Origin of the sequence: Marinimicrobium sp. LS-A18, assembly GCF_000463525.1 — a bacterium.
GTDB classification, from domain to species: Bacteria; Pseudomonadota; Gammaproteobacteria; order Pseudomonadales; family Cellvibrionaceae; genus Marinimicrobium; species Marinimicrobium koreense.
Genome location: NZ_AWEP01000005.1, coordinates 454911 through 476418 on the forward strand (window position 1 = coordinate 454911; position 21508 = coordinate 476418).

Consider the following 21508-nt stretch of genomic DNA (forward strand, 5'->3'; position numbering starts at 1 on the left):
TCAGTCAGTTAGGGTATCGGCCATGATTTTGGGGGTAATGAATATCAACAGTTCGCGTTTTTCCTGACTGGTAATGTCCCGCTTGAACATACGTCCCAGTACCGGGATGTCGCCCAGGAACGGAACCTTGTCCTCGCCCTTGACCTGTTCAACCTGGAAGATACCACCGAGCACGACTGTTTGGCCATTTTGCACCAGCACTTTGGTCATCACCTCGGTCACATCAATGGTGGGAATACCGGAGGCCTGATTCAGGGCACCGACAGAATCCTGGTTGATCACGAGATCCATGATAATGCGGTTATCGGGCGTGATCTGGGGCGTGACATCAAGCTTCAGTACGGCTTCTTTGAACGCTGTGGTGGTCGCACCACTGGCCGAGGCTTCCTGATAGGGAATTTCCGTACCGGACATGATGGTCGCCTGCTGTTTGTCCCCGGTAATCACCTTGGGCTGAGAGACAATTTCGGCTTGACCGTTATTCTCCAGAGCGGACAATTCCATATCGATAAAGGCACTGTCGGACAGGATGCTGAAAGCAAAGCTGCCAGCCGAGTTGTCGACCCCCAAGTCCACCATCATGTTCTCTTCCAGATCCAGGGTGCCGGTACCGGTAAGCCACTCGGCAGGCGAGCCCGGGTTAGAGTCGAGACCGGCTGTGGAGCCCGCCACTTCGACCAGCGTATCGGAGGAGCGGTCAAAGCCTACGCCACCCCAGCGAACCCCCATCTCACGACGGAAGTCGGTGTTGGCAATCACCAGGCGCGCCTCGATCATCACCTGGCGGATCGGAATATCAATCTGCTCCACCAGACGCTTGAAAGCTTCGATACGATCAGCGGTATCGGTGATGATGATGGAGTTGGTGCGTTCATCGACGATCGCATCGCCCCGTTCGGACAGAACACTGCCCGTCGCGCGGTTGCCGCCCTGACCGCCAGACGAACCACCACTGCGGCCGCCCTCGCCCTCTTCACCACGGAAAAGTTCGAACATCTCCCGGGCATTAGCGTAGCGAACCCGGATGTACTCGGTGCGAAGCGGTGCCAGCTCTTCCAACTGCTGACGGGATTCGAGCTCCTGACGCTCACGCTCAGCGATCTCGGCCGCTGGCGCCACCATCAGCACATTGCCGTTCTGACGCTTGTCGAGACCTTTGGTTTTCAACACCAAGTCCAGCGCCTGATCCCAGGGCACATTATCCAAACGCAGGGTAATCCGGCCCTGAACCGTGTCACTTGCCACGAGGTTCAGATCGGTAAAGTCGGCAATGATCTGCAGCACACTGCGCACTTCGATGTCCTGAAAATTCAGGGACAGTTTTTCGCCGGTGTAACTGAACTCCTGATCCCGAGCTTCAATTTCCCGCTCGGTCAACGGCTTCACGCTGATGACATACTCATTGTCGGCCTGGTAGGCCATGTAGTCATATTCGCCATTGGCATCAATATTCAGGATGGTGCCGCGACGATCCTGCGAGGCCGACACCATGGTCACGGGAGTAGCGAAGTCCACCACATCGAGGCGACGACGGAGCGCTTCCGGCAAATTGACCCCACCCAGCTCAAGCTCAATGCCTTTGGCCGTTTCGGTCACATCGGCACTGATATTGTCATCGGACAGGTTGATGATCAACCGACCTTCGCCTTCCTCACCACGACGGAAGTCAATATTGGTGACCCGAGGATCATTGTCGGAGCGCGGCGCCGTTTGCGACTGACGATCGCCCGCAACGCTGGTCGCCTGTGCGGGGCTGGAAACATAGCCGCCCTGGGCCGCACCCACCTCAAGCACATAGGTATTACCGTCCACCCGCGCACTGTAGCTGGTCAGCTCGCTGAGATTCAGAATCAGGCGAGTTCGACCTTGAGAGCTGAGCACCAGCGCGCTCTTGCTGTTCTCGAATGACAGAGGGAAACGCCGCTGCTCCAGTGCGCTGGTCACCTCCGGAAAGTCCAGCACGATGCGCGCCGGCTGCTCGATGGTGTAGCCCTCGGGCTCCGGCGGCATGTCATCGAAGCCTAACCGGACTTCGAATCGCTCCCCCGGTAGCTCGGAGAACTGGATATTGTTCAGTGACTTTGCCCACACAAGGGAAGGCGCCAGACAGACCAGTAACAAGGCTAGATTTCGCATGGTTAACCCCAATAAGCACAGTGCTCGCATGATGGCCTATTCCTTTTCTTGTAATTCAATAATTCTGGGACGCTCGACCCAGCCGTTGGCGCCATCGGCGACGATTTCCAAAAGTTCTATTTGTGACCGCGATGCGGACACAATGCGTCCATGATTTTTACCCAGGTAGTTGCCTTCCGTGACCGCATGTACACCGCCTTGGCCGTCGTTGATCAACGCCCAAAGCTGACCATCTTTGGTCAGGGTACCGACCATGGTCAGGTTGGCCACATTAAAGCTTTCCAGATACTCTTTTTCCCGGTTCAGATCCGGCTGAACCTGCTTACCACTCAACTGCGCGCGCCGCTCATCTTCCCTAACCGGTGGATCAAACGGGCTGCGCAGGGTCATGGCGCTGTAGGTAAACGGCCGGTATGGCTGGAACGCCGGCAGAGGCTCGATCTGCCCCGCCGGACGAGCCTTGGTCTGCTGAATGTACTGCTGCAGGTCGCGGTGATCGGACGAACTACCACAGGCGGTCAGCGCGGCCAGGCAGGTGGCTAAACTGGTAAACGTTATAATTCTATTCATCACTAGATTCATCCTGTGACTTATAGCGATAGGTCTTCGCCCCGATCTGCATGGTCAGCGTGCCGCTGTCTTGTTGGCGGGCAATCGTGAAGTTATGCAGCGTCACGATGCGCGGCATGCCCGCAACACCACTAACGAATGTCCCCAGGTCGTGATAGCCACCTTCAACGTCAATACTGATGGGCAGCTCCACGTAATACTCGGACTGCTGCTCAGACTCCAGGCGGATACTGTTGATCTCCAGCCCGCTCTCAGACCCCCGGGCATCAATATCTTCCAACAGACCCGGCACCTCGGTGTCACTGGGCAACCGGGAGAGCAATGCCCCGAAGGACTTTTCCATTTCAACCATCTGCGCCCGGTACTCCTCCAGGTTGGCGGCCTGGAAACTTTTGGTCTCGAAGGTCTGGCGCAAATTGGTCTCTTCAGCCACCACGCGATCAAGCTGGGTGTTCAGATCCTTGACCTTCAGGTAATAGGTAAGCGCAAAAACCACGACCACCAACAGCACACAGACGAATATCTTGCCCGGTAAGGGCCAGACACCGATGCGCTCAAAGTCGATATCGTTGACATCAAAATTTTTCAGTTGCTCCAGGGTATCGGAAAATGCCATGATCAGTTTCCTCCCTCATCAACACCGGCCTGATCTGCCGGCGCAGAGGTGCGTACCGACATTCTGAAGGCATTTGCCTGTTCACCCTGCTCCGGTGCGGCGGTCACCGAGCTCAAATTGGGCGCCGCGAACCAGTCGGACTCATCAAGATTGCGCATAAAACTGGAGACCCGATTATTGGACTCCGCGATGCCTTCGAGCAGAATCACTTCGCCTTGGCGCTCCAGCCGGTTCAGATAGACCCCGTCAGGCACGGCACGCACCATCTCATCGAAATAGCGCACGATTACCGGCCGCTTGCCCTCCAGGTCCTGAATCACCCGCATGCGGGCCAGCAACTCTTCGCGTTTCTCGCGCAGCTCCCGGATCTCGGCCACCGCCGCTTCCAGAGCCGAAATTTCGGTCTTGAGCAGTCGGTTGCGGGCTTCCTGATCAGAAATTGAGGACTGGATGCTCGATACCCACAAGTAGGCCACCAGGCCCGCGAGAATCAGCACACCCACCAGGATGCCGATAAACTCTTTTTTCTTCTCCTGGCGGTAGGCTTCCCGCCAGGGCAATAAGTTGATTCTTGCCATCAGTCGAAACTCCTCAGCGCCAGACCGGCCGCGATCATCATCGAGGGGGCGTCATTGGCCAACGCGACCGCATTCACTTTCGAGGACACCGACATATTGGCAAAGGGGTTGGCCACCAGGGTCTGGGTGCCGAGCTTCTCTTCAATCAGCCCGACCAGCCCCTCCATGGACGCTACACCACCGGCGAGCACGATGTAGTCCACATCGTTGTACTGGCTGGCGGAAAAGAAAAACTGCAACGAGCGGGTCACCTGCTGGACCACCGCCTCTTTGAAGGGGCCGAGCACTTCTGACTCGTAATCATCCGGCAGACCGCCCTGCTTCTTGGCCAGCCCGGCTTCTTCCATTGACAGTCCATAGCGCCGCTGGATTTCCTCGGTCAGTTGCTTGCCACCGAACAGTTGCTCTCGGGTATAAACCGTCCGGCCATCCACCAGAACGCTCAGCGTGGTCATGGTCGCCCCGATGTCGATTACCGCGACTACCTGGCCGTCCTGGTCTTCTAGCTGCTCTGCAACCAAGCCGTAGGACCGCTCCATTGAGTAGGCTTCCACATCGACCACTTCTTCCTGAAGATCGGCCAACTGCAGAACGTTGACCCGCAGATCGATATTCTCCCGCCGACAGGCCGCCAGCAGGACTTCCACCTGCTCGGGGTTACGGGGCGACTCGCCCTGCACCTCGAAATCGATGGCCACTTCTTCCAGAGGGAACGGAATGTATTGATCGGCCTCTATAGAGATCTGAGTCTCCATGGCGTCGTCGCTGAGCCCCGCCGGCATGTCGATCATTTTGGTGATCACGGCAGAGCCGGCAACCGCCACGGCCGCGTGTTTGAGCTTGGTTTTGGATTGCTTGACCACCGTTCGGACCACATCGGCGACCGCTTCGGGGTCGTTGATGTTTTTCTCGACCACCGCCCCAGGGGGCAGCGGGCGTACGGCATAGGTCTCCACCCGGTAGCGGTCACCGTGTCGGCTGAGCTCCAGAAGCTTGACCGACGTTGAACTGATGTCCAACCCCAAGACCGGCTTCGCCCTTTTTTCCAGGAAGCTTAGAATGCCCATTTTTCTATCTATATCCGTAACTTAGAGGAAGTTTATGTTATAGGACTTTAAGTTAAGCCTGCAACAAGACCGCGCATATGTAAACAGGCAAAAAGCCCGTATAATGCGGCGACTTGCCGCCATTTTCGCTAACTTATTAATTCTCATAGAAAAAATGCCTATCAAAAAGTCTTACCTGAACCTGCTTTTCTGGTTGTTTATCGCCGGAACTGGCGCCTCCCTCACCGTTTTGGCGGGGTTGTACCTCTATCTGAGCCCCAAACTGCCCCCCGTGGAGAGCCTCAGGCAAGTTCAATTACAGACCCCTCTGAGGGTTTATTCAAGCGACGGCAAGCTGATTGGCGAGTTTGGTGAACAGCGTCGCACACCGGTTTCGTTCGAAGAGCTGCCTGACCTTTACATTAAAGCGTTATTATCCGCCGAAGATGCGGAATTTTACGACCATCCGGGCGTATCTATTCGCGGACTTTTGCGAGCCGCGTCACAATTATTGAAAACAGGTGAGATTCAATCGGGGGGAAGCACTCTCACGATGCAGTTGGCCAGGGATTTTTTCCTCAGCCGGAAACAGGTTTTTTCCCGTAAATTCAATGAGATCCTGCTGGCTCTTCAGATTGAGAACGAGCTCACAAAACAGGAAATTCTTGAGCTGTTCAGCAACAAAATGTTCTTCGGCAATCGCGCCTACGGTATTCATGCGGCGGCCCAGATTTACTACGGCAAGGACATTGACGAGCTTAAGCTTCACCAATGGGCCATGATTGTGGGCGTTCTCAAAGCCCCCTCGGCCTACAACCCCCTGGCCAACCTCGAACGGGCCATGATCCGGCGCAACTGGATTCTAGGCCGCATGCTGGAACTGGGGCATATTGATCAGGCCACCTATGACGTCGCCGTGAACACGCCTGACGATGCCCGCTACCACGGCGCCACCCTGGAGCTCTATGCACCCTATGTTGCCGAGCTGGCCCGACGCGAGGCCGTTGACCGGTTTGGCGAGAACGCCTACAACGCCGGCTACAAAGTCTACACAACGATTCACAGCGACTATCAGGCAGCAGCCCAGCAGGCGGTAATTGACGGGTTGCTGACCTACGATTGGCGCCACGGCTATCGCGGTCCCGAACAACAGCTCGGTGAGCGCCCGGAAGACCTGTCCAGTTGGCGCGAACTGCTTTCGGACATCCCGGTTTACGGCGATCTGCTCCCCGGCCTGGTGCTATCACTGGAAAAGCGCTCAGCCGAGATTCTGCTGGCCAATGGTGACACCATTGAACTGGGATGGGATCAGAGCCTGTCCACCGCGCGCCGCTATCTCAACCAAAACGCTCGCGGCCCACTCCCCGAGAGTGCAAGCGATGTCCTGGCGGTCGGCGACCTGATACGCCTGCGCCAGATCGGCGGCGTATGGCACCTGCGCCAGCTCCCCCAGGCCCAGGCCGCGCTGGTCAGCCTCGACCCTCGTGACGGTGCCGTGCGCGCGCTGGTGGGAGGGTTTGACTTCCGCCAGAGCAATTTCAATCGGGCCCTGCAGGCGGCCCGCCAACCCGGCTCCAGCTTCAAGCCATTTGTGTACACCGCTGCGCTGGAGAATGGCTTCACCCCGGCGACCATCGTCAACGACTCCCCCATTGTCATCGAAGATGCCAGCCTGGAAGGCGCCTGGCGTCCGGAGAACGACGGCGGCACCTTTCTCGGGCCGACTCGTCTGAGGGAAGCATTGTATCGCTCCCGCAACCTGGTCTCGATCCGGGTGCTACGCAGCATCGGGCTACCGGCGCTCCTCGACACGCTTGATAAGTTTGGCTTTGACCGCGACGCCCTGCCGCGCAACCTGTCCCTGGCACTGGGGAGTCACGCCCTGACGCCCATGGATATGGCGCGCGGTTACGCCATCTTCGCCAACGGCGGCTTCCGCATTGCGCCCTATCTGGTTGAGCGCATTGAAGATGATCGCGGTGAGGCGGTGCATGTTGCCCGCCCCGCCACTGTCTGCGAAAACTGTGAGCACGAGCAGGAAGAAGAGGAAGAGCCGGTCAGCCTGCTCGCTGACATCTACGCCAGCGAGCCCGAACGCGCTGCCGAGACGGGCCCGGACGACCGCCTGGCACCGGAGCAACCCGCCCAACTGGCGCTGTTGGATGAAGACGAAGCGACCCTGGAGCCACTCCCCATTGCCCCGCGAGTGCTGGATGAACGCACTGCGTTCATCATCGACTCGATGCTGCGTGACGTTGTGGCCCGGGGTACCGGCCGTCGAGCCAGAGTGCTGGACCGGGCAGACCTCGCCGGTAAAACCGGTACCACCAACGGCCCACGCGATGCCTGGTTCGCCGGGTACAACCCCGACTTGGTCACCGTCGCCTGGCTGGGCTTCGACCAGAACACGCCACTGGGTCGAGGGGAGTATGGCGGCACGGCTGCACTGCCGATCTGGATTGATTACATGCGGAGCGCACTAGCCGGCAAGCCGGACCGTCCGGCACCGCAGCCCGAAGGCATCGTGACCGTGCGCATTGATCCAGAGAATGGCCAGCGGGCGCAGCCCGGGGACCCGGACGCGATCTTTGAGATTTTCCGTGCCGAAGAGGTGCCGCCGTACAACGATAACGGCAACGGCAATGGCAGCAGTGACAGCGAGCGACTGCCGGAAGAGCTGTTTTAGGGGCCGTTCGCGGCCCGTCGCTCGATGGCAAAGCCGGACGGTATGGACATGACCAGCGGCTTGAATCTGCGACGAACCGCTCGGCTTCCGGCGCGACTGGTCACCCAGCCCCGAACTTCGATTCTCTGACCGGGTGCCAGAACAGGGCCGGACGCCCACACGGAGTCGGGTACCTTCAGCACGAGGGGCCCGTCGAGCTCCAGCCAGACCGAGCCACCGCCTCGACTGACATCCGTGATCGTTCCACGGATTCGCTGGAAACCGGTGTCCTGCAAGGTCAGGCCGCTCGCCTCAAGGGCCGGCCACTGATTGCCGGCCCACACCCCACGGGACGCCGCCCGCGCCTCTCTTTCCGCCTCAGACAGGCAGGCGGCCAGGGTCATGTTCGGCGGTATCGCGATATGAAAACCCAGCCCCTGACGCAACAGGGCAGCTTCCAGGCTCTTCCCCTCCAGCGTGAACAGGTGCCCCAGGGTGCGGCCGTAGTGGTCGCGTCGCTCCCGATCCTGGACCAGCAGCACCTCACTCTGAGCGAGCTGTCTTTTTAATTCCTCTCGCGCCGCTTTTGCCAGCGGCTCTGCGGGTCGCCCGTCGCGTGCCAACTCCGGCGCGTTGATGCCAATCAGGCGCACCCGGCGCCCATCGGCCAGGCGTACGCTGTCGCCGTCATGAACCCCAGCCACCTGTACCGACTCGCGCTCAAGCCCCTCCGGCAAGGGGCAGGCAGCGCCGGGAAGCGCGCCCAGGGCCAGCAGGGCACCAAAAAAAACGCCGAGGGCTCTCGCCCCCGGCGCTTTCATGTCGCTTATCAGCAAGGGCCCAAGGGCCATGCCAATCGCCTTATTTGGCGGCGATGCGGCTGCCGAAACGCTTCTTGAAGCGATCGATACGGCCGCCAGTGTCTACCACTTTCTGCTTACCGGTGTAGAAGGGGTGACATTCTGAACAAACGTCAACCAGGAAATCTTGACCCAGAGTGGAGCGGGTCTTGATGATGTTGCCGCAGCTGCAGGTCGCAGTTACGTCTTCGTATTTGGGGTGCAAATCAGCTTTCATGGTGAATGCCTTTCATCTTTGTGCCGCCACTCAGTCGACCTGGGCCCACCTGGAACGCAGGATTTTGCCGAGCACCGCACAACGGTTAATGGATACGGCTGGTTTTGAGAGCTGGGCATACTACCAGAAACACCCGGCAACGCAAGGACTTTAGGGCATTTTTCGTACAGGCAAGGGCGCTGCCAAAGCGGCCGTCAATCGGTTATTCTGGGCGCCTTTTGGATGCAACCACGCGACGGGAGTACATGGCCGCCCCTACTGTTCTGGAAATCGCCCTGCCCACACCGCTGCGCCGCCGGTTCGACTACCTGCCGCCAGAGGGGGTAGACACCGCCCTACTGAAGCCGGGGCAGCGGGTACGGGTGCCCTTCGGCAACCAGCGTCTGATCGGGCTCATTCTCCGGGTAAAAAGTGAGTCATCACTCCCGCTGCAGAACCTGCGCCCGGCCGAGGCCCTGCTCGACACCGCGCCACTGTTGCCGGACGAGCTGTGGCGCCTGTGTCTCTGGGCGGCCGACTACTATCAGCACCCCATTGGCGACGCCCTGCACACGGCCCTACCAGTGCTGCTGCGCCAGGGCGAACCCGACCGGGAAAAAGGCGAGCCCTACTGGCAACTGACCACCGAGGGCAAAGGCCTGCCCGAGGGCGCCCTGAAGCGGGCCCCTCGCCAGGCGGAGCTGCTCGCCGCCCTGCAACAACGAGGGGCGCTGAATCGAGCAGACCTGGCGGCCTTGGGCGTCGCCCGCAGCCACGTCAAGACACTGGAGGACAAGGGGCTGGTTTACAGCCGTGAGCAAGTGCTCACACCCCCGCCGGAACCCAAAATTCTGAGAGATACCCCGCTAAGCCTGAGCGATGAGCAGGCCACTGCCCTGGCCCGGATTCCAGAGAACGGCTTCCACATCAGCCTGCTCGACGGCACCACCGGCAGCGGCAAAACCGAAATCTACCTACAGGCCATCGCCCGCACCCTGACACAGGGTCGGCAGGCCCTGGTACTTGTGCCGGAAATTGGCCTGACGCCCCAGACTCTGGCCCGCTTTCAGCGCCGCTTCGCCCAACCCGTGGTGGCCCTGCATTCGGGCATGAACGACCGGGAGCGGCTCGATGCCTGGCTGCAGGCCCGGGACGGTCGAGCCCGGATCGTGATCGGCACCCGGTCCGCCATTTTTACCCCCATGGCCAACCTGGGCATTCTCATTGTGGACGAAGAGCACGACAGCTCCTTCAAACAGCAGGACGGTTTTCGCTACTCGGCCCGTGACCTGGCCGCCCTGCGCGCCCATCGCCTGGGTATTCCTCTGATCCTCGGCAGTGCCACGCCGTCGCTGGAAAGCCTGCACAACGCCCGCACCGGTCGCTACGACTACCTGCGCCTGACCCAACGAGCAGGCAATGCACGGCCTCCGGAGTTGCTGACTCAGGACATTCGACGTCAAACGCTGGACGAAGGGTTCAGTCCGGAAACCCTGGAACGAATTCGCGCCACGCTGGAGTCGGGCAATCAGGTTCTGGTGTTTCTCAACCGACGCGGCTACGCACCCACACTGGAATGCCCGGACTGCGGCTGGCTGGCCGAGTGCCGCCACTGCGACACCCGCCTGACCCTGCACCAGACGCCGCGCCATCTGCACTGCCACCACTGCGACCATCAGCGCGCGGTGCCCCGGAGCTGCCCCTCCTGCAAGAGCACCCGCCTGCAGCCGCTCGGCCAGGGCACCGAACGCAGTGAAGAAGCCCTGCAGCGACACTTCCCCGACACCCGGGTGCTGCGGGTCGACCGGGACTCCACTCGCCAGAAAAACGCATTCCGCGATCTGGTTGAGGAAGTCCATCGGGGCGACCCCTGTATTCTGGTGGGCACCCAGATGCTGGCCAAGGGCCATCACTTTGCCGACGTGACGCTGGTGGTCATTCTCGACTCGGATGCCGGCCTGTTCAGTACCGACTTTCGCGGCCCCGAGCGCATGGGCCAGTTACTGCTCCAGGTCGCCGGGCGGGCCGGGCGCGCGGACAAACCGGGGCAGGTCATCATTCAGACCCACCACGCCGAGCACCCTCTGGTGCGCACCCTGCTCGAGCGGGGCTATCACGCCTTTGCCGAGCTGATTCTGAGTGAACGACGCCTGACAGGGCTGCCCCCGTTCCGGCACATGGCGCTGATCCGTGCCGAGTCCAAACGACCGGAAAATGCGGTCGCCTTTCTCAAACAGGTTCGAGCCCTGGCCGAACAGCGTCACCCACCCGGTCACGAGCTGGGCTATCTGGGGCCTTTGCCCGCCATGCTGGAAAAGCGCGGCGACCGGTTCCGCTACCAGCTGCAAGTCAATGCGGCAAACCGGGGAGCACTGCAGAAGCTGTTGAGCCAGTTGGCACCGGAAATGGAGCAACACGCCCTGGCCAAGCGCAATCGCTGGTCCATTGATGTCGACCCACAGGATATGGGCTAGTGTACCCACAGACCACTGGCCGGGCGGGTCGGCGATGGGTACAATTGCCGCGCTGTGACCACTGGAAACCAACGCGATCATGACCCGAGACTACGCCAAGAAAAATCGCCCCGCCCCCCGCCGCAACCGGCCCAAGAGCCAGGTGCCCGGCTGGGTGTGGCTGTTTACCGGGGCGGTGCTCGGGGGCTTTATCGTGTTCCTGATGCGCCTGACCGACGTCGAGGTCCCGGATACCGACACGGCGGACACCCCGACCCAAGAAACCCAGACCGCGCAGCCGGTGGAGCCCCAGGCCGAGCCCAGCAACCCCAAACCGCGCTTCGACTTCTACAAGCTGCTGCGTGAGAGCGAAGTGATCGTGCCGGCGACCGAGCCGAGCGAGAGCCAGGCAAATGCCGAGCAAAACGACACCGCCAACCGGGACGAATTCATCCTGCAGGTGGGTTCCTTCCGCAAGGCCACCGAAGCGGACAGCCTGCGTGCCCAGTTGCTGCTACTGAACCTGGACGCCTACACCGAGCAGGTCACCCTGAACAACAACGAGACCTGGCACCGGGTGCTGGTGGGGCCATTCAGCAACCAGTCCCGCCTGGCCAGCGCCCGCTCTACCCTGGTGTCCAACGACTACCACGCGCTGGTGCTCAAGCGGAAGAAACAATAACCGCCCGTCCGCCTCCCTTGCTTGAAATCCCGGGGCCCAGCCCCCACTTCTGCCATTCAGACTTCATACTTATTGCATTGATAAAGGATGGCTTGTGGAACAATACCGAGGAACCACGATTCTCTCCGTGCGCCGCAACGGCCAGGTCGCCATTGGCGGCGACGGGCAGGTGTCGCTGGGCAACACCATCATGAAAGGCAACGCCCGCAAGGTTCGCCGCCTGTACAAGGACCAGGTGATCGCGGGCTTCGCCGGCGGCACTGCCGATGCTTTCACCCTGTTCGAGCGCTTTGAAGCCAAGCTTGAAGCCCACAACGGCCAACTGACCCGGGCCGCCGTGGAGCTGGCCAAAGACTGGCGCACCGACCGGGCCCTGCGTCGCCTGGAAGCCCTGCTGGCAGTGGCCAACGCCGAAGCGTCCCTGATCATTACCGGCAACGGCGATGTCATTCAACCGGAAGATGACCTGATCGCCATTGGCTCCGGTGGCGCCTTCGCCCAGTCTGCCGCCCGCGCCCTGCTCGATAACACCGAACTGGATGCCCAGAGTATCGTCGAAAAAGGACTGACCATCGCCGGCGACATCTGCATCTACACCAATCACAACCAGACCATCGAGACCCTCGACTACTGAGCCTCGCTGGCCTGACGAACTGACGAGTCCGTTATGTCCAACATGACCCCCCGGGAAATTGTCCACGAACTGGACAAACACATCATCGGCCAGAACGAAGCCAAGCGCGCCGTGGCCATTGCCCTGCGCAACCGCTGGCGCCGGATGCAGGTGGATGAAAACCTGCGCGCCGAAATCACCCCCAAGAACATCCTGATGATTGGCCCCACCGGGGTCGGTAAAACCGAAATTGCCCGCCGCCTGGCCAAACTGGCCCACGCACCCTTCATCAAGGTGGAGGCGACCAAATTCACCGAGGTCGGCTACGTCGGTCGTGACGTGGAATCCATCATTCGCGACCTGGTGGACATCTCCATCAAGATGCACCGCGAACAGGCCATGAAAACCGTCCAGCACCGCGCCGCCGAAGCCGCCGAGGAGCGCATCCTGGACGTACTGCTGCCCCCGGCCCGTGGCGGCGACACCGAAAACACCGGCGAATCCGGTACCCGCCAGATCTTCCGCAAAAAACTGCGCGAGGGCGAGCTGGACGAGAAAGAAATCGAAATCGAGGTCGCCAGCCACCCCATGGGCGTGGAAATCATGACACCTCCGGGCATGGAGGACATGACCAGCCAGCTGCAGAACATGTTTTCTTCCCTGTCCAAGGACAAGAAAAAAACCACCAAAATGACCGTCAAACAGGCCTTCAAACAGCTTCAGGAAGAAGAAGCCGCACGCCTGATCAACGACGAAGAAGTCAAAGCCGACGCCATCAAAGCGGCCGAGCAGAACGGCATCGTCTTTATCGATGAAATCGACAAAGTCGCCAAAAAGGGTGAAACCAGCGGCGCCGACGTCTCCCGCGAAGGCGTCCAGCGCGACCTGCTGCCGCTGATCGAAGGCTGCACCGTGAGCACCAAACACGGAATGATCAAAACAGACCACATCCTGTTCATCTCCTCGGGCGCCTTCCACCTGAGCAAGCCTTCAGACCTGATTCCGGAGCTGCAGGGCCGACTGCCCATCCGCGTCGAACTGAACGCCCTGACCCCGGATGACTTCGAACGCATCCTCACCGAACCCAGCGCCTCCCTGACCGAACAACACCAAGCGTTGCTCAAAACCGAAGGCGTCGAAGTGGTCTTCAAACCCGACGGCATCCGCCGCATCGCCGAGACCGCCTTCGAAGTCAACGAAAGCACCGAAAACATTGGCGCCCGCCGCCTCCACACCCTGCTCGAACGCCTCCTCGAAGACGTCTCCTTCGACTCCGGCAACCAGCAGACCAACGTGGAAATCGACGCCGATTACGTGCAGAAGCAGTTGGGTGAACTGGCGAAGGATGAGGATTTGAGTCGGTATATTCTCTAAAGTGGAAGTTTGAACCCCGCTCGTGCCAAGGGGCGATTTGCGGGTCACTGTTCCGGGACCGTGGAGCGGGGGACCCGCGATGCGAGCCCCCAGGGATGGGTTCACGGCGTGTCCCGGAACAGTGACCCGCGAAGCGGCCCGACGCTAGAGGCACCTAAATCTGGAGCCCTCCGAAATGACGCCCAACAAAATCCTGCTCCACAAGAAATCCCGCCAATTGGAACTCACTTACGGCGATCAGAACTATCGCCTGGACGCCGAGTACCTGCGCGTCCACTCGCCAAGCGCCGAAGTGCGCGGCCATCACGGTCAGGGCGGACAACTCCCGTTCGGCAAAAAACAGGTCGCCATTACCCACATCGAAGCGGCCGGCAACTACGCCCTGCACATCGTTTTTGACGACGGCCACGATTCTGGCATCTACACTTGGGATTATCTGCACGATTTGTGTGTCAATAAAGAAACCCATTGGCAGAAATACCTAGACGATTTACACCAACAGGGTAAATCCCGGGATCCCGACACACAGGTGGTAAAATTGATGTAGTAGCGGTAGGTCGGATTAGCGAAGCGTAATCCGACACTTTACCGACGGCCTTGAAGACAAGTGACAAGGCAATCCTTCGTTCAACCTACGATACTAAAGGGTAGTCCGGCGTCTGCAGGGTCTATCGTTCAGAGACCCGCCGTGAATACATCCCTGTAGGCTTCTCGTCGACATCCATGTCTCCGAGAGTCTCTGAACGATAGACCCTGCAGCCACCTCAGTGCCATTAGCGCACGTAGATGGAAGAGTGTGAACCTACCCATGAGGCCACGGTGTCGGCCGGAGCTTCTACCAGCACGCAGCCAGAACAGGACTCAACAATGAATCGCTTGACTAGACTATCTTTCGTTTTCATCTTGCTGGCCGCCGTCACCGCCTGCGCCGGCCCCAAGGTCTCACAGGACTACAACGAAGACACCGAATTTGATCCCGGCTGGGGCCGCTATGAATGGCGCGGTGGCACGTCGCAGATCGACGGGGTGTCCCACAGTCGGCTGCAGCGCATCACCGAGCAGGCGATGGTGCAACGCGGCTACCGGCTTGATCCCGACAACCCCCAGTTTTATGTCAGCGTCAGCGGCACCACGCGGGCCGCGGTGGGTGGCGGCAAGTCGGTGGGCATTTCCATCGGGTTGCCCGTGGGCAATAGCGGCAGTATCGGGCTCGGGGGTAGCAAGAGCCTGGAAGACCGCAAGCAGGAGGGAGTGATTATTGTGGATATCACGGATGCCGAGAATAATGAACTGGTCTGGCGTGGTAGCGCGGAAGGGATTGCCTTGCGGGATTTTGAGTTGGCGCGAGAGCAGCAGTTACGAAAAGTCATTGATCGGTTATTGGCGCAGTTTCCGCCGGAATAACGTTGAGCCGTTCGGCTTCGGTACTTCGGAGTATACGGCTGCAGTAGAAGAGTACACCCTGGGGTTACGGCGGATGCGCGCTTTGCGCTCCGAGGCGTCGGACCGATCCGCCCGACGCGTACCACGGTAGTTCCCGTAGCCGACCAAACCCAATCCAGATACACCCGCCGCACCCCGTAGGGTGGATAAGGCCGAAGGCCGCATCCGCCGTTAAAGTTCGTCGCGGAACTGCATGGAGTGCAGGCGGGCGTACTGGCCGCCGGCGGCGAGGAGTTCGGTGTGGCTGCCGACTTCCAGAATTCGGCCCTCTCCCATGACCACAATCCGGTCCGCCCGCTCGATGGTGGACAAGCGGTGCGCTACCACGAACGTGGTGCGGTTTTTCATCACCTGCTCCAGCGCCGCCTGAATATGACGCTCTGACTCCGTATCCAGGGCCGAAGTGGCCTCATCCAGAATCAGGATGGGGGCGTCTTTGAGAATGGCGCGGGCGATGGCCAGACGCTGACGCTGGCCGCCGGACAGACGTGCGCCGCTCTCACCGATCAGGGTGTCGTAGCCCTGGGGTAACTGCTCGATAAACTCGTGCGCATGAGCCGCTTTGGCCGCTTCGCGCACTTTCTCCGGGTCCGTGGCCGCCAGCGCGCCGTAAGCGATGTTGCCCGATACCGAATCATTGAACAGCACCACGTTCTGATTGACCAACGCCACCTGCTCGCGCAGGTTATCCAACCGGTAGTCTTCCAACGGGTGGCCGTCCAGCAGAATGCGGCCTTCACCCGGATCGTAAAAACGGGTCAGCAGGCTCACCAGGGTGGATTTGCCGCTGCCGGAGCGGCCCACCAGGGCAATGACTTCACCCGGTTTCACATCCAGATCAATGTGTTGCAGAACCCAGTCGTCACTGCTGTCGTAACGGAAGCTGACATCCTCAAAACGCACCGCGCCCTGGGCTCGCTTGACTGTGCGATCACCGGTATCCTTTTCCGTCGGTTCATCCAACAACTGAAAAATACTGTCCGCCGCCGCGACGCCTTTCTGGATGGTGGGAACAACTTCACTCAGTTGGCGTAGCGGTTTCAACACCAGGCCCGCGGCCGTGAAATACGCAATAAAAGCACCCGGATCATTGATCTCCATCACCGTCAGGGCGACATAGAGCATCAGCCCCATTGAGAGCGCGACCAACATTTGCATGATGGGAGTGTTGAGAGAAGAGGTGAACACGATTTTCATGTTCTGCAGATAGTTGCGCCAGCTGGCTTGATTGAAGCGACGCTTTTCATACTCTTCACCGCCAAAGCTGCGCATGACCCGATAGCCATGAATCATCTCGGAAGACACCTGAGTAATGTCGCCCATACTGTGCTGCACCTTGGCGCTCAAGCGACGCAGGCGTTTACCGACATACCCGACAATGCCTGCGATCAGCGGCGCCACCAGAAGTAACAACAATGTCAACTTCCAGTCTTTGTAGAGCAGGAAGCTCATCAGCGCGAGTACGGTAGCGCCTTCGCGAATCAGTATTTTCAGGGCATCGGTTGCCGCCGTCGTCACCCCATTGACGTTATAGGTGATCACCGACATCAGGTGCCCGGAACTGTGCCGATCAAAGTACTGACCGGGAAGCAGGGCCATATGATCAAACAGACTGACCCGCAGTTTGTGCACGATGCGAAAGGCCAACTGCGAAATGAAATAATTCCCGAGGAAGGCCCCGACACTGCGAAAGAAAACAATGCCCACAATAATGAGCGAGGGCATATAGGCCGGACCGCGCCCATCGAGCGTGGTGGCAGAAGCGTCTGCTGAGGCCTGGCCACCTGCAAAGGGGTTCGCCAAGTAGGCAGGCTCACTGGTTTTCTCGGCGCCAATAAAGTCCAGCAGGTATTCCATGAACTGGGCCATGGCCGGCTGGGAGGCGGAGTAGATCACAAAACCAAAGACACTGATGGCAAATAACACCCAGTAGGGTTTGATATAGGCCAGTAAGCGAAGATATACCTTGAGGGAAGCGGTATCGGTCTGCCGCAGCGTGTCTCGGGAATGAAGGTCGTGAGAGAGCGGCGTGCCTTTATCGCTCATGATGCAGGGGGTCCTCCTGAAGCGCGCCCTCCGGAGAGGGCGCGTTTTGGATCAGCGGTTCAGCCAGCCACCGGTGCCAGCCATTCGGTGTGGCCGGACAACTTGCCCTTGACCGCATCGAAGTAGAGTGACTGCAGCTGGGTGGTGATCGGGCCGCGACGACCCTCGCCAATCACCCGACCGTCCAGCTCACGAATGGGCAGAACCTCGGCCGCGGTACCGGTAAAGAAGGCTTCATCGGCAATGTAGACTTCATCCCGGGTGATGCGCTTTTCCCGGACTTCGTAACCGCAATCCGCCGCCAACTGGAAAATGGTGTTGCGGGTAATGCCGTCCAGACAGGAGGTCAGCTCCGGCGTGTAAAGGACGCCATCACGCACCAGGAACACATTCTCGCCGCTGCCCTCGGCCACATAGCCTTCATTGTCCAGCAGCAGGGCCTCTTCACAGCCGCTGTCCAGCGCCTCGCGCAGGGCCAGCATCGAGTTGATGTAGTTGCCGTTGGCCTTGGCCTTGCACATGGTGATGTTCACATGGTGACGGGTATAGCTGGAGGTTCGCACTTTGATGCCCATGTCCCGCGCTTCCGGGGACATGTAGGACGGCCAGTGCCAGGCGGCGACCATCACGTGCACCTTCAGGTTATCGGCGCGCAGGCCCATGCCCTCGGAACCGAGAAACGCCATGGGACGCAGGTAGCTTTCATGCAGGCCGTTTTCCCGCACCACCAGTTTCTGAGCTTCGTTCAGCTCATCTTTGCTGTAGGGCAGGTCCATCCGCATGATATGGGCGGAACGGAACAGCCGGTCGGTGTGCTCCTTCAGGCGGAAAATACAGGTGCCCCGGTCGCTGCTTTCGTAGGCGCGCACGCCCTCGAACACGCCCATGCCGTAATGCAGGGTGTGGGTCAGTACGTGAACCCGGGCATCCCGCCAGGGCACCAGTTCGCCATCCAGCCAAATAACGCCGTCGCGATCGGCAAATGACATAACCAACTCCTAAATATGAAATTCGTGGGGCCGTGGTCGACGCTCGGCAGGACCGATCATTGATGGGATTCCAGCAGTTGCCGCCACAGGCCAGTTACTCGGCGCCGCTCCTCGGCAAAGGGCGCGCCATCCTCCAAGACTGCCTCCTGGCGCTGTAGCGCGAGGCGGTGGCCGGTGGACCGATAGGCCTTGTAGGCATCAATCAACTGGGCGACGGCTTCTGCGCCCAACCGGCCGGATTGTTCCAGCGCACCGAGTATGCGGATGTTGTCGGTATACTCGGTGAGCCCAGGCTCACTCTCGGCCCAAGCTAAAACCGCATATTGAACCATAAATTCAATATCGACGATACCTCCAGCGTCCTGCTTGAGATGAAAAGGCGTCTTTTCATCATCGCCCTGAGCGCCCGGCTTGGGGCGGGTTCCGAGGTGCTCGCGCATTTTCTGGCGCATCTTGATCACCTCCTCACGCAGCGCCGCCAGGTCCCGCGACTGACACAGCACCTGTTGCCGGACCTGCGCAAAGGCCTCGGCCAGCTCGGCATCGCCGGCCACCACGCGGGCCCGCACCAGCGCCTGATGCTCCCAGGTCCAGGCTTCCTGTTGCTGATACTTCTCAAACGCCGGTAAGGAAGTGACCAGCATGCCCGCATCGCCATTGGGGCGCAGGCGCATGTCCACCTCGTACAGGGTGCCCGAGGGCATCCGGGTATTCAGGATGTGGATGATCCGCTGACCCAGGCGGGTGTAGAACACGTTGTTGTCCACCGACTTTTCGCCATCGGTTTTGCCTTCCGGGTCGCTGTTGTGAATAAACACCAGGTCGAGATCCGAGCCATGGGCCAGCTCGATCCCGCCCAGCTTGCCATAGCCGACGATCACAAAGTTGGGGTGTTGCTCCGGTTCGCCCTGGGCATTGCTCGGGCGACCGTGGCGCGGAATCAACTGCTCCCAGGCCAGCTCCAGAACGTGCTCCAGAATCACTTCGGCCAGATCGGTCAGGTAGTCACTGACCTTCATCAGCGGCAGGGCCCCGGTCACCTCGCTGGCCGCCACCCGCAACGCATGAGCGGAACGGAAATAGCGCAGCGCTTCCATATGCCCCTCGAGGTCATCCCAGGCGGTGCGCAGCAGCTCACGGCGCAATTCATCGCGCAGCTCGTCTTTACCCGGCGGCGCGTAGAGGCTCTCCGGGGTGAGCAGCTCATCCAGCAACGCCGGGAACCGGGCCAGCTCATCGGCGATCCAGGGGCTTGCCGCACAGAGCCGGACCAGTTGCTCCAGCGCCACGGGGTTTTCCACCAGCAACACCAGATAGGCACTGCGGCGCACAATCGACACCACCAGCGGCTGAATCCGCGCCAGGGTATCGCCCACCGACTCGCCCTCGCCGAGCATGGCGAGCAAGCGGGGCATAAAAGCATCCAGGCGATCCCGGCTGCTGGCCTGCATGGCCACCACCTGCCGGTGCGAGCGGATGTCCGCCAACACCGACAAGACCCGCTCGGCCTGATCAAAACCCTGCCCGGCAAGCCAGTCCACGGCTTCGTCACCCTCCAGGCTGCCCTCCCAGAGTGACACCCAGTCCTGCAGATTCTCGGGCTCCTGCCCCTGATCGGCATCCGGGTCGGCGATCACCTCCTGGAACTCGCGATTGACCCGCGCGCGGTGTTCGGCAAGGGTGTCGGAAAAGGCATCCCAGTTCTCAAAGCCCAACACCCAAGCCATCCGGCACTGTCCATCGGGGTCGGACGGCAGAGCCTGGGTCTGCCGATCCTGATAGCCCTGGATCGCATGCTCGGTGTTGCGCAGAAACTCATAGGCATCCAGCAAAGCCTGACCACTGCCCTCGGGCAGATAGCCCTCCGCCTCCAGCAGGGGCAGCAGCTCACACACCTGTCGCTCACGAAGGCGCGGGTCCCGCCCACCGCGAATCAGTTGGAACACCTGGACCACAAACTCGATTTCCCGAATACCGCCCTCACCAAGCTTCACATCCTCGCTCATGCCCCGGCGTTGCACCTGGCGGCTGATCAGTCCTTTCATGGCCCGCAGGGATTCAATCACGCTGAAATCGATGTACTGGCGATAGGTGAACGGCCGCAGCAACTCCACCAACTCCTCCGCCGCCGGCTTGGCCCCCTCACCGCTGGCCGCCACCGGACGGGCCTTGATCATGGCATAGCGCTCCCAATCCCGGCCCTGACTCTGGTAGTACTCCTCCATGGCATCGAAATTCGACACCAGCGCCCCGCTCTGACCATAAGGGCGCAGGCGCATATCCACCCGGAACACAAAACCTTCAGCGGTGGGCGCATCCAGGCTTTTGATCAACCGCTGCCCCAGTCGGGTGAAAAACTCCTGATTGCCCAGCGAGCGCGACCCACCCTGGGTTTCCCCCGCCTCCGGGTAGGCGAAGATCAAGTCAATGTCCGAAGACACATTCAGCTCCCGGGCCCCCAACTTGCCCATGCCAAGCACAATCAACGGCTGCGGCTTGCCGCTGTGCTTACCGGTCGGCACCCCCCAACGGGGTTTGAGCTGCTCAAAATGGTAATCCAGCGTGCACTGAATCGCCGCCTCGGCGAAGCGGGACAACTCATCGGTAATCTCCCGCATGGAACCCAGACGATTCAGATCCCGCCAGATGATGCGCACCATGGCCCGGTGACGCTCCCGACGCAGCACCTTATCCAACGCCCCATCATCCTCACAGGCCGCCACGGCCTCGACCAGATCGGGAAAAGAGCCGTCCTCCAGCGGCGCAAACAACGCCCCGGAACGCACCAACTCCAACAACAGCTCCGGTCGGGTCGTAGCGGTTTTCGCGATGTATTCGCTGGCGGCGAACGCAGTGTTCATCTGTTCGCGGAACGCCGCTTCCGACACCCCTTTGGGCAAGAGTGACTCCGGACGATCCAGCTCCCTCTGCTCGATGACCTCGTAAAAGTCATCGAAGCGTTTGCGGGTGGCTTCGTGGAGTTCGGCGGGGACCTGGTTTGGGTCGAACATAAATTTGGGAGCTCCGTTGTTTGTTTTGTTGGGGCTTATAGTTGGGTTACGGCGGATGCGGGCTTCGCATTCCGGGGCGTCGGGCCGATCCGCCTTAGCCAAACGTTAACTTTGGGTTACGGCGGATGCGCTTTGCTTATCCGCCCTACGCGAACTTTGGCACTGAGGGCTGTTGAGGGGTATAGCCTTTGGAGACTCTCGGAGGCAGGGAGCCGACGAGAAGCCCCCAG

17 protein-coding genes are annotated in these 21508 nt (G+C 60.2%); 7 read left to right on the forward strand and 10 right to left on the reverse strand.

Annotated elements, in window-relative coordinates; all coding sequences use genetic code 11:
• Genes pilQ through N645_RS0109895 form a run of 5 tightly spaced genes read right to left on the reverse strand, consistent with a single transcriptional unit; the run spans position 1 to position 4967 of the window.
• Positions 1-2136 (reverse strand): type IV pilus secretin PilQ family protein, encoded by a 2136-nt coding sequence (gene pilQ, locus N645_RS0109875; RefSeq protein ID WP_081666013.1) that lies wholly within the window; start codon positions 2134-2136, stop codon positions 1-3.
• Positions 2137-2172: 36 nt separating this feature from the next.
• Positions 2173-2706 (reverse strand): pilus assembly protein PilP, encoded by a 534-nt coding sequence (locus N645_RS0109880; RefSeq protein WP_024461348.1) that lies wholly within the window; start codon positions 2704-2706, stop codon positions 2173-2175.
• A complete protein-coding gene (locus N645_RS0109885; protein ID WP_024461349.1) occupies positions 2699-3322 on the reverse strand; it encodes a type 4a pilus biogenesis protein PilO in 624 nt (207 codons plus the stop codon). The genes N645_RS0109880 and N645_RS0109885 overlap by 8 nt, the downstream gene beginning before the upstream one ends.
• Positions 3323-3324: 2 nt before the next feature.
• Complete coding sequence (locus tag N645_RS0109890; protein ID WP_024461350.1) at positions 3325-3900, reverse strand: PilN domain-containing protein; 576 nt, start codon at positions 3898-3900, stop codon at positions 3325-3327.
• On the reverse strand, positions 3900-4967 hold the full coding sequence (locus N645_RS0109895; protein WP_024461351.1) for a pilus assembly protein PilM: 1068 nt from the start codon (positions 4965-4967) through the stop codon (positions 3900-3902). Before N645_RS0109895 ends, N645_RS0109890 begins: the two co-directional genes overlap by 1 nt.
• 154 nt (positions 4968-5121) lie before the next feature.
• Between N645_RS0109895 and N645_RS0109900 the strand changes: the two genes are divergently transcribed.
• A complete protein-coding gene (locus tag N645_RS0109900; protein ID WP_051174402.1) occupies positions 5122-7632 on the forward strand; it encodes a penicillin-binding protein 1A in 2511 nt (836 codons plus the stop codon).
• Here N645_RS0109900 and N645_RS0109905 read toward each other — a convergent pair.
• Together N645_RS0109905 and rpmE are read right to left on the reverse strand one after the other, a co-directional pair.
• On the reverse strand, positions 7629-8462 hold the full coding sequence (locus tag N645_RS0109905) for a thermonuclease family protein (RefSeq protein ID WP_024461353.1): 834 nt from the start codon (positions 8460-8462) through the stop codon (positions 7629-7631). The two genes, N645_RS0109900 and N645_RS0109905, sit on opposite strands and share 4 nt — an antisense overlap.
• A gap of 10 nt (positions 8463-8472) precedes the next feature.
• A complete protein-coding gene (gene rpmE / locus N645_RS0109910) occupies positions 8473-8688 on the reverse strand; it encodes a 50S ribosomal protein L31 (protein WP_024461354.1) in 216 nt (71 codons plus the stop codon).
• 245 nt (positions 8689-8933) lie between these two features.
• Between rpmE and N645_RS0109915 the strand changes: the two genes are divergently transcribed.
• The 6 genes from N645_RS0109915 (at position 8934) to N645_RS0109940 (ending at position 15193) form a co-directional block, all read left to right on the forward strand.
• Entirely contained in the window at positions 8934-11141 is a 2208-nt protein-coding gene (locus N645_RS0109915; RefSeq protein WP_024461355.1) for a primosomal protein N', read from the forward strand.
• Between the two features lie 79 nt (positions 11142-11220).
• The gene (locus N645_RS0109920; protein ID WP_024461356.1) at positions 11221-11802 is read left to right on the forward strand and encodes an SPOR domain-containing protein; all 582 of its coding nucleotides are present in this window, start codon (positions 11221-11223) and stop codon (positions 11800-11802) included.
• Positions 11803-11896: 94 nt separating this feature from the next.
• Positions 11897-12436, forward strand: coding sequence for an ATP-dependent protease subunit HslV (gene hslV, locus N645_RS0109925; protein ID WP_024461357.1), 540 nt, complete (start codon positions 11897-11899; stop codon positions 12434-12436).
• 33 nt (positions 12437-12469) lie between these two features.
• Positions 12470-13789, forward strand: a complete 1320-nt coding sequence (gene hslU, locus N645_RS0109930; RefSeq protein WP_024461358.1) for an ATP-dependent protease ATPase subunit HslU — start codon at positions 12470-12472, stop codon at positions 13787-13789.
• A 175-nt stretch (positions 13790-13964) separates the two neighbouring features.
• Positions 13965-14336: a gamma-butyrobetaine hydroxylase-like domain-containing protein gene (locus N645_RS0109935; protein ID WP_024461359.1), complete on the forward strand. Its 372-nt coding sequence runs from the start codon at positions 13965-13967 to the stop codon at positions 14334-14336.
• Positions 14337-14656: 320 nt separating this feature from the next.
• Entirely contained in the window at positions 14657-15193 is a 537-nt protein-coding gene (locus N645_RS0109940) for a DUF4136 domain-containing protein (protein ID WP_024461360.1), read from the forward strand.
• Between the two features lie 210 nt (positions 15194-15403).
• On the opposite strand, the gene msbA is transcribed toward N645_RS0109940, so the two are convergent.
• Genes msbA through glnE form a run of 3 tightly spaced genes read right to left on the reverse strand, consistent with a single transcriptional unit; the run spans position 15404 to position 21278 of the window.
• Positions 15404-17278 carry a lipid A export permease/ATP-binding protein MsbA gene (gene msbA / locus N645_RS0109945; RefSeq protein WP_024461361.1) on the reverse strand — a complete coding sequence of 625 codons (1875 nt, stop codon included), beginning with the start codon at positions 17276-17278 and terminating at the stop codon, positions 15404-15406.
• Between the two features lie 59 nt (positions 17279-17337).
• Complete coding sequence (locus N645_RS0109950) at positions 17338-18267, reverse strand: branched-chain amino acid transaminase (protein ID WP_024461362.1); 930 nt, start codon at positions 18265-18267, stop codon at positions 17338-17340.
• Positions 18268-18323: 56 nt separating this feature from the next.
• Positions 18324-21278: a bifunctional [glutamate--ammonia ligase]-adenylyl-L-tyrosine phosphorylase/[glutamate--ammonia-ligase] adenylyltransferase gene (gene glnE, locus N645_RS0109955; RefSeq protein ID WP_024461363.1), complete on the reverse strand. Its 2955-nt coding sequence runs from the start codon at positions 21276-21278 to the stop codon at positions 18324-18326.
• Between the last annotated feature and the right edge of the window lie 230 nt (positions 21279-21508).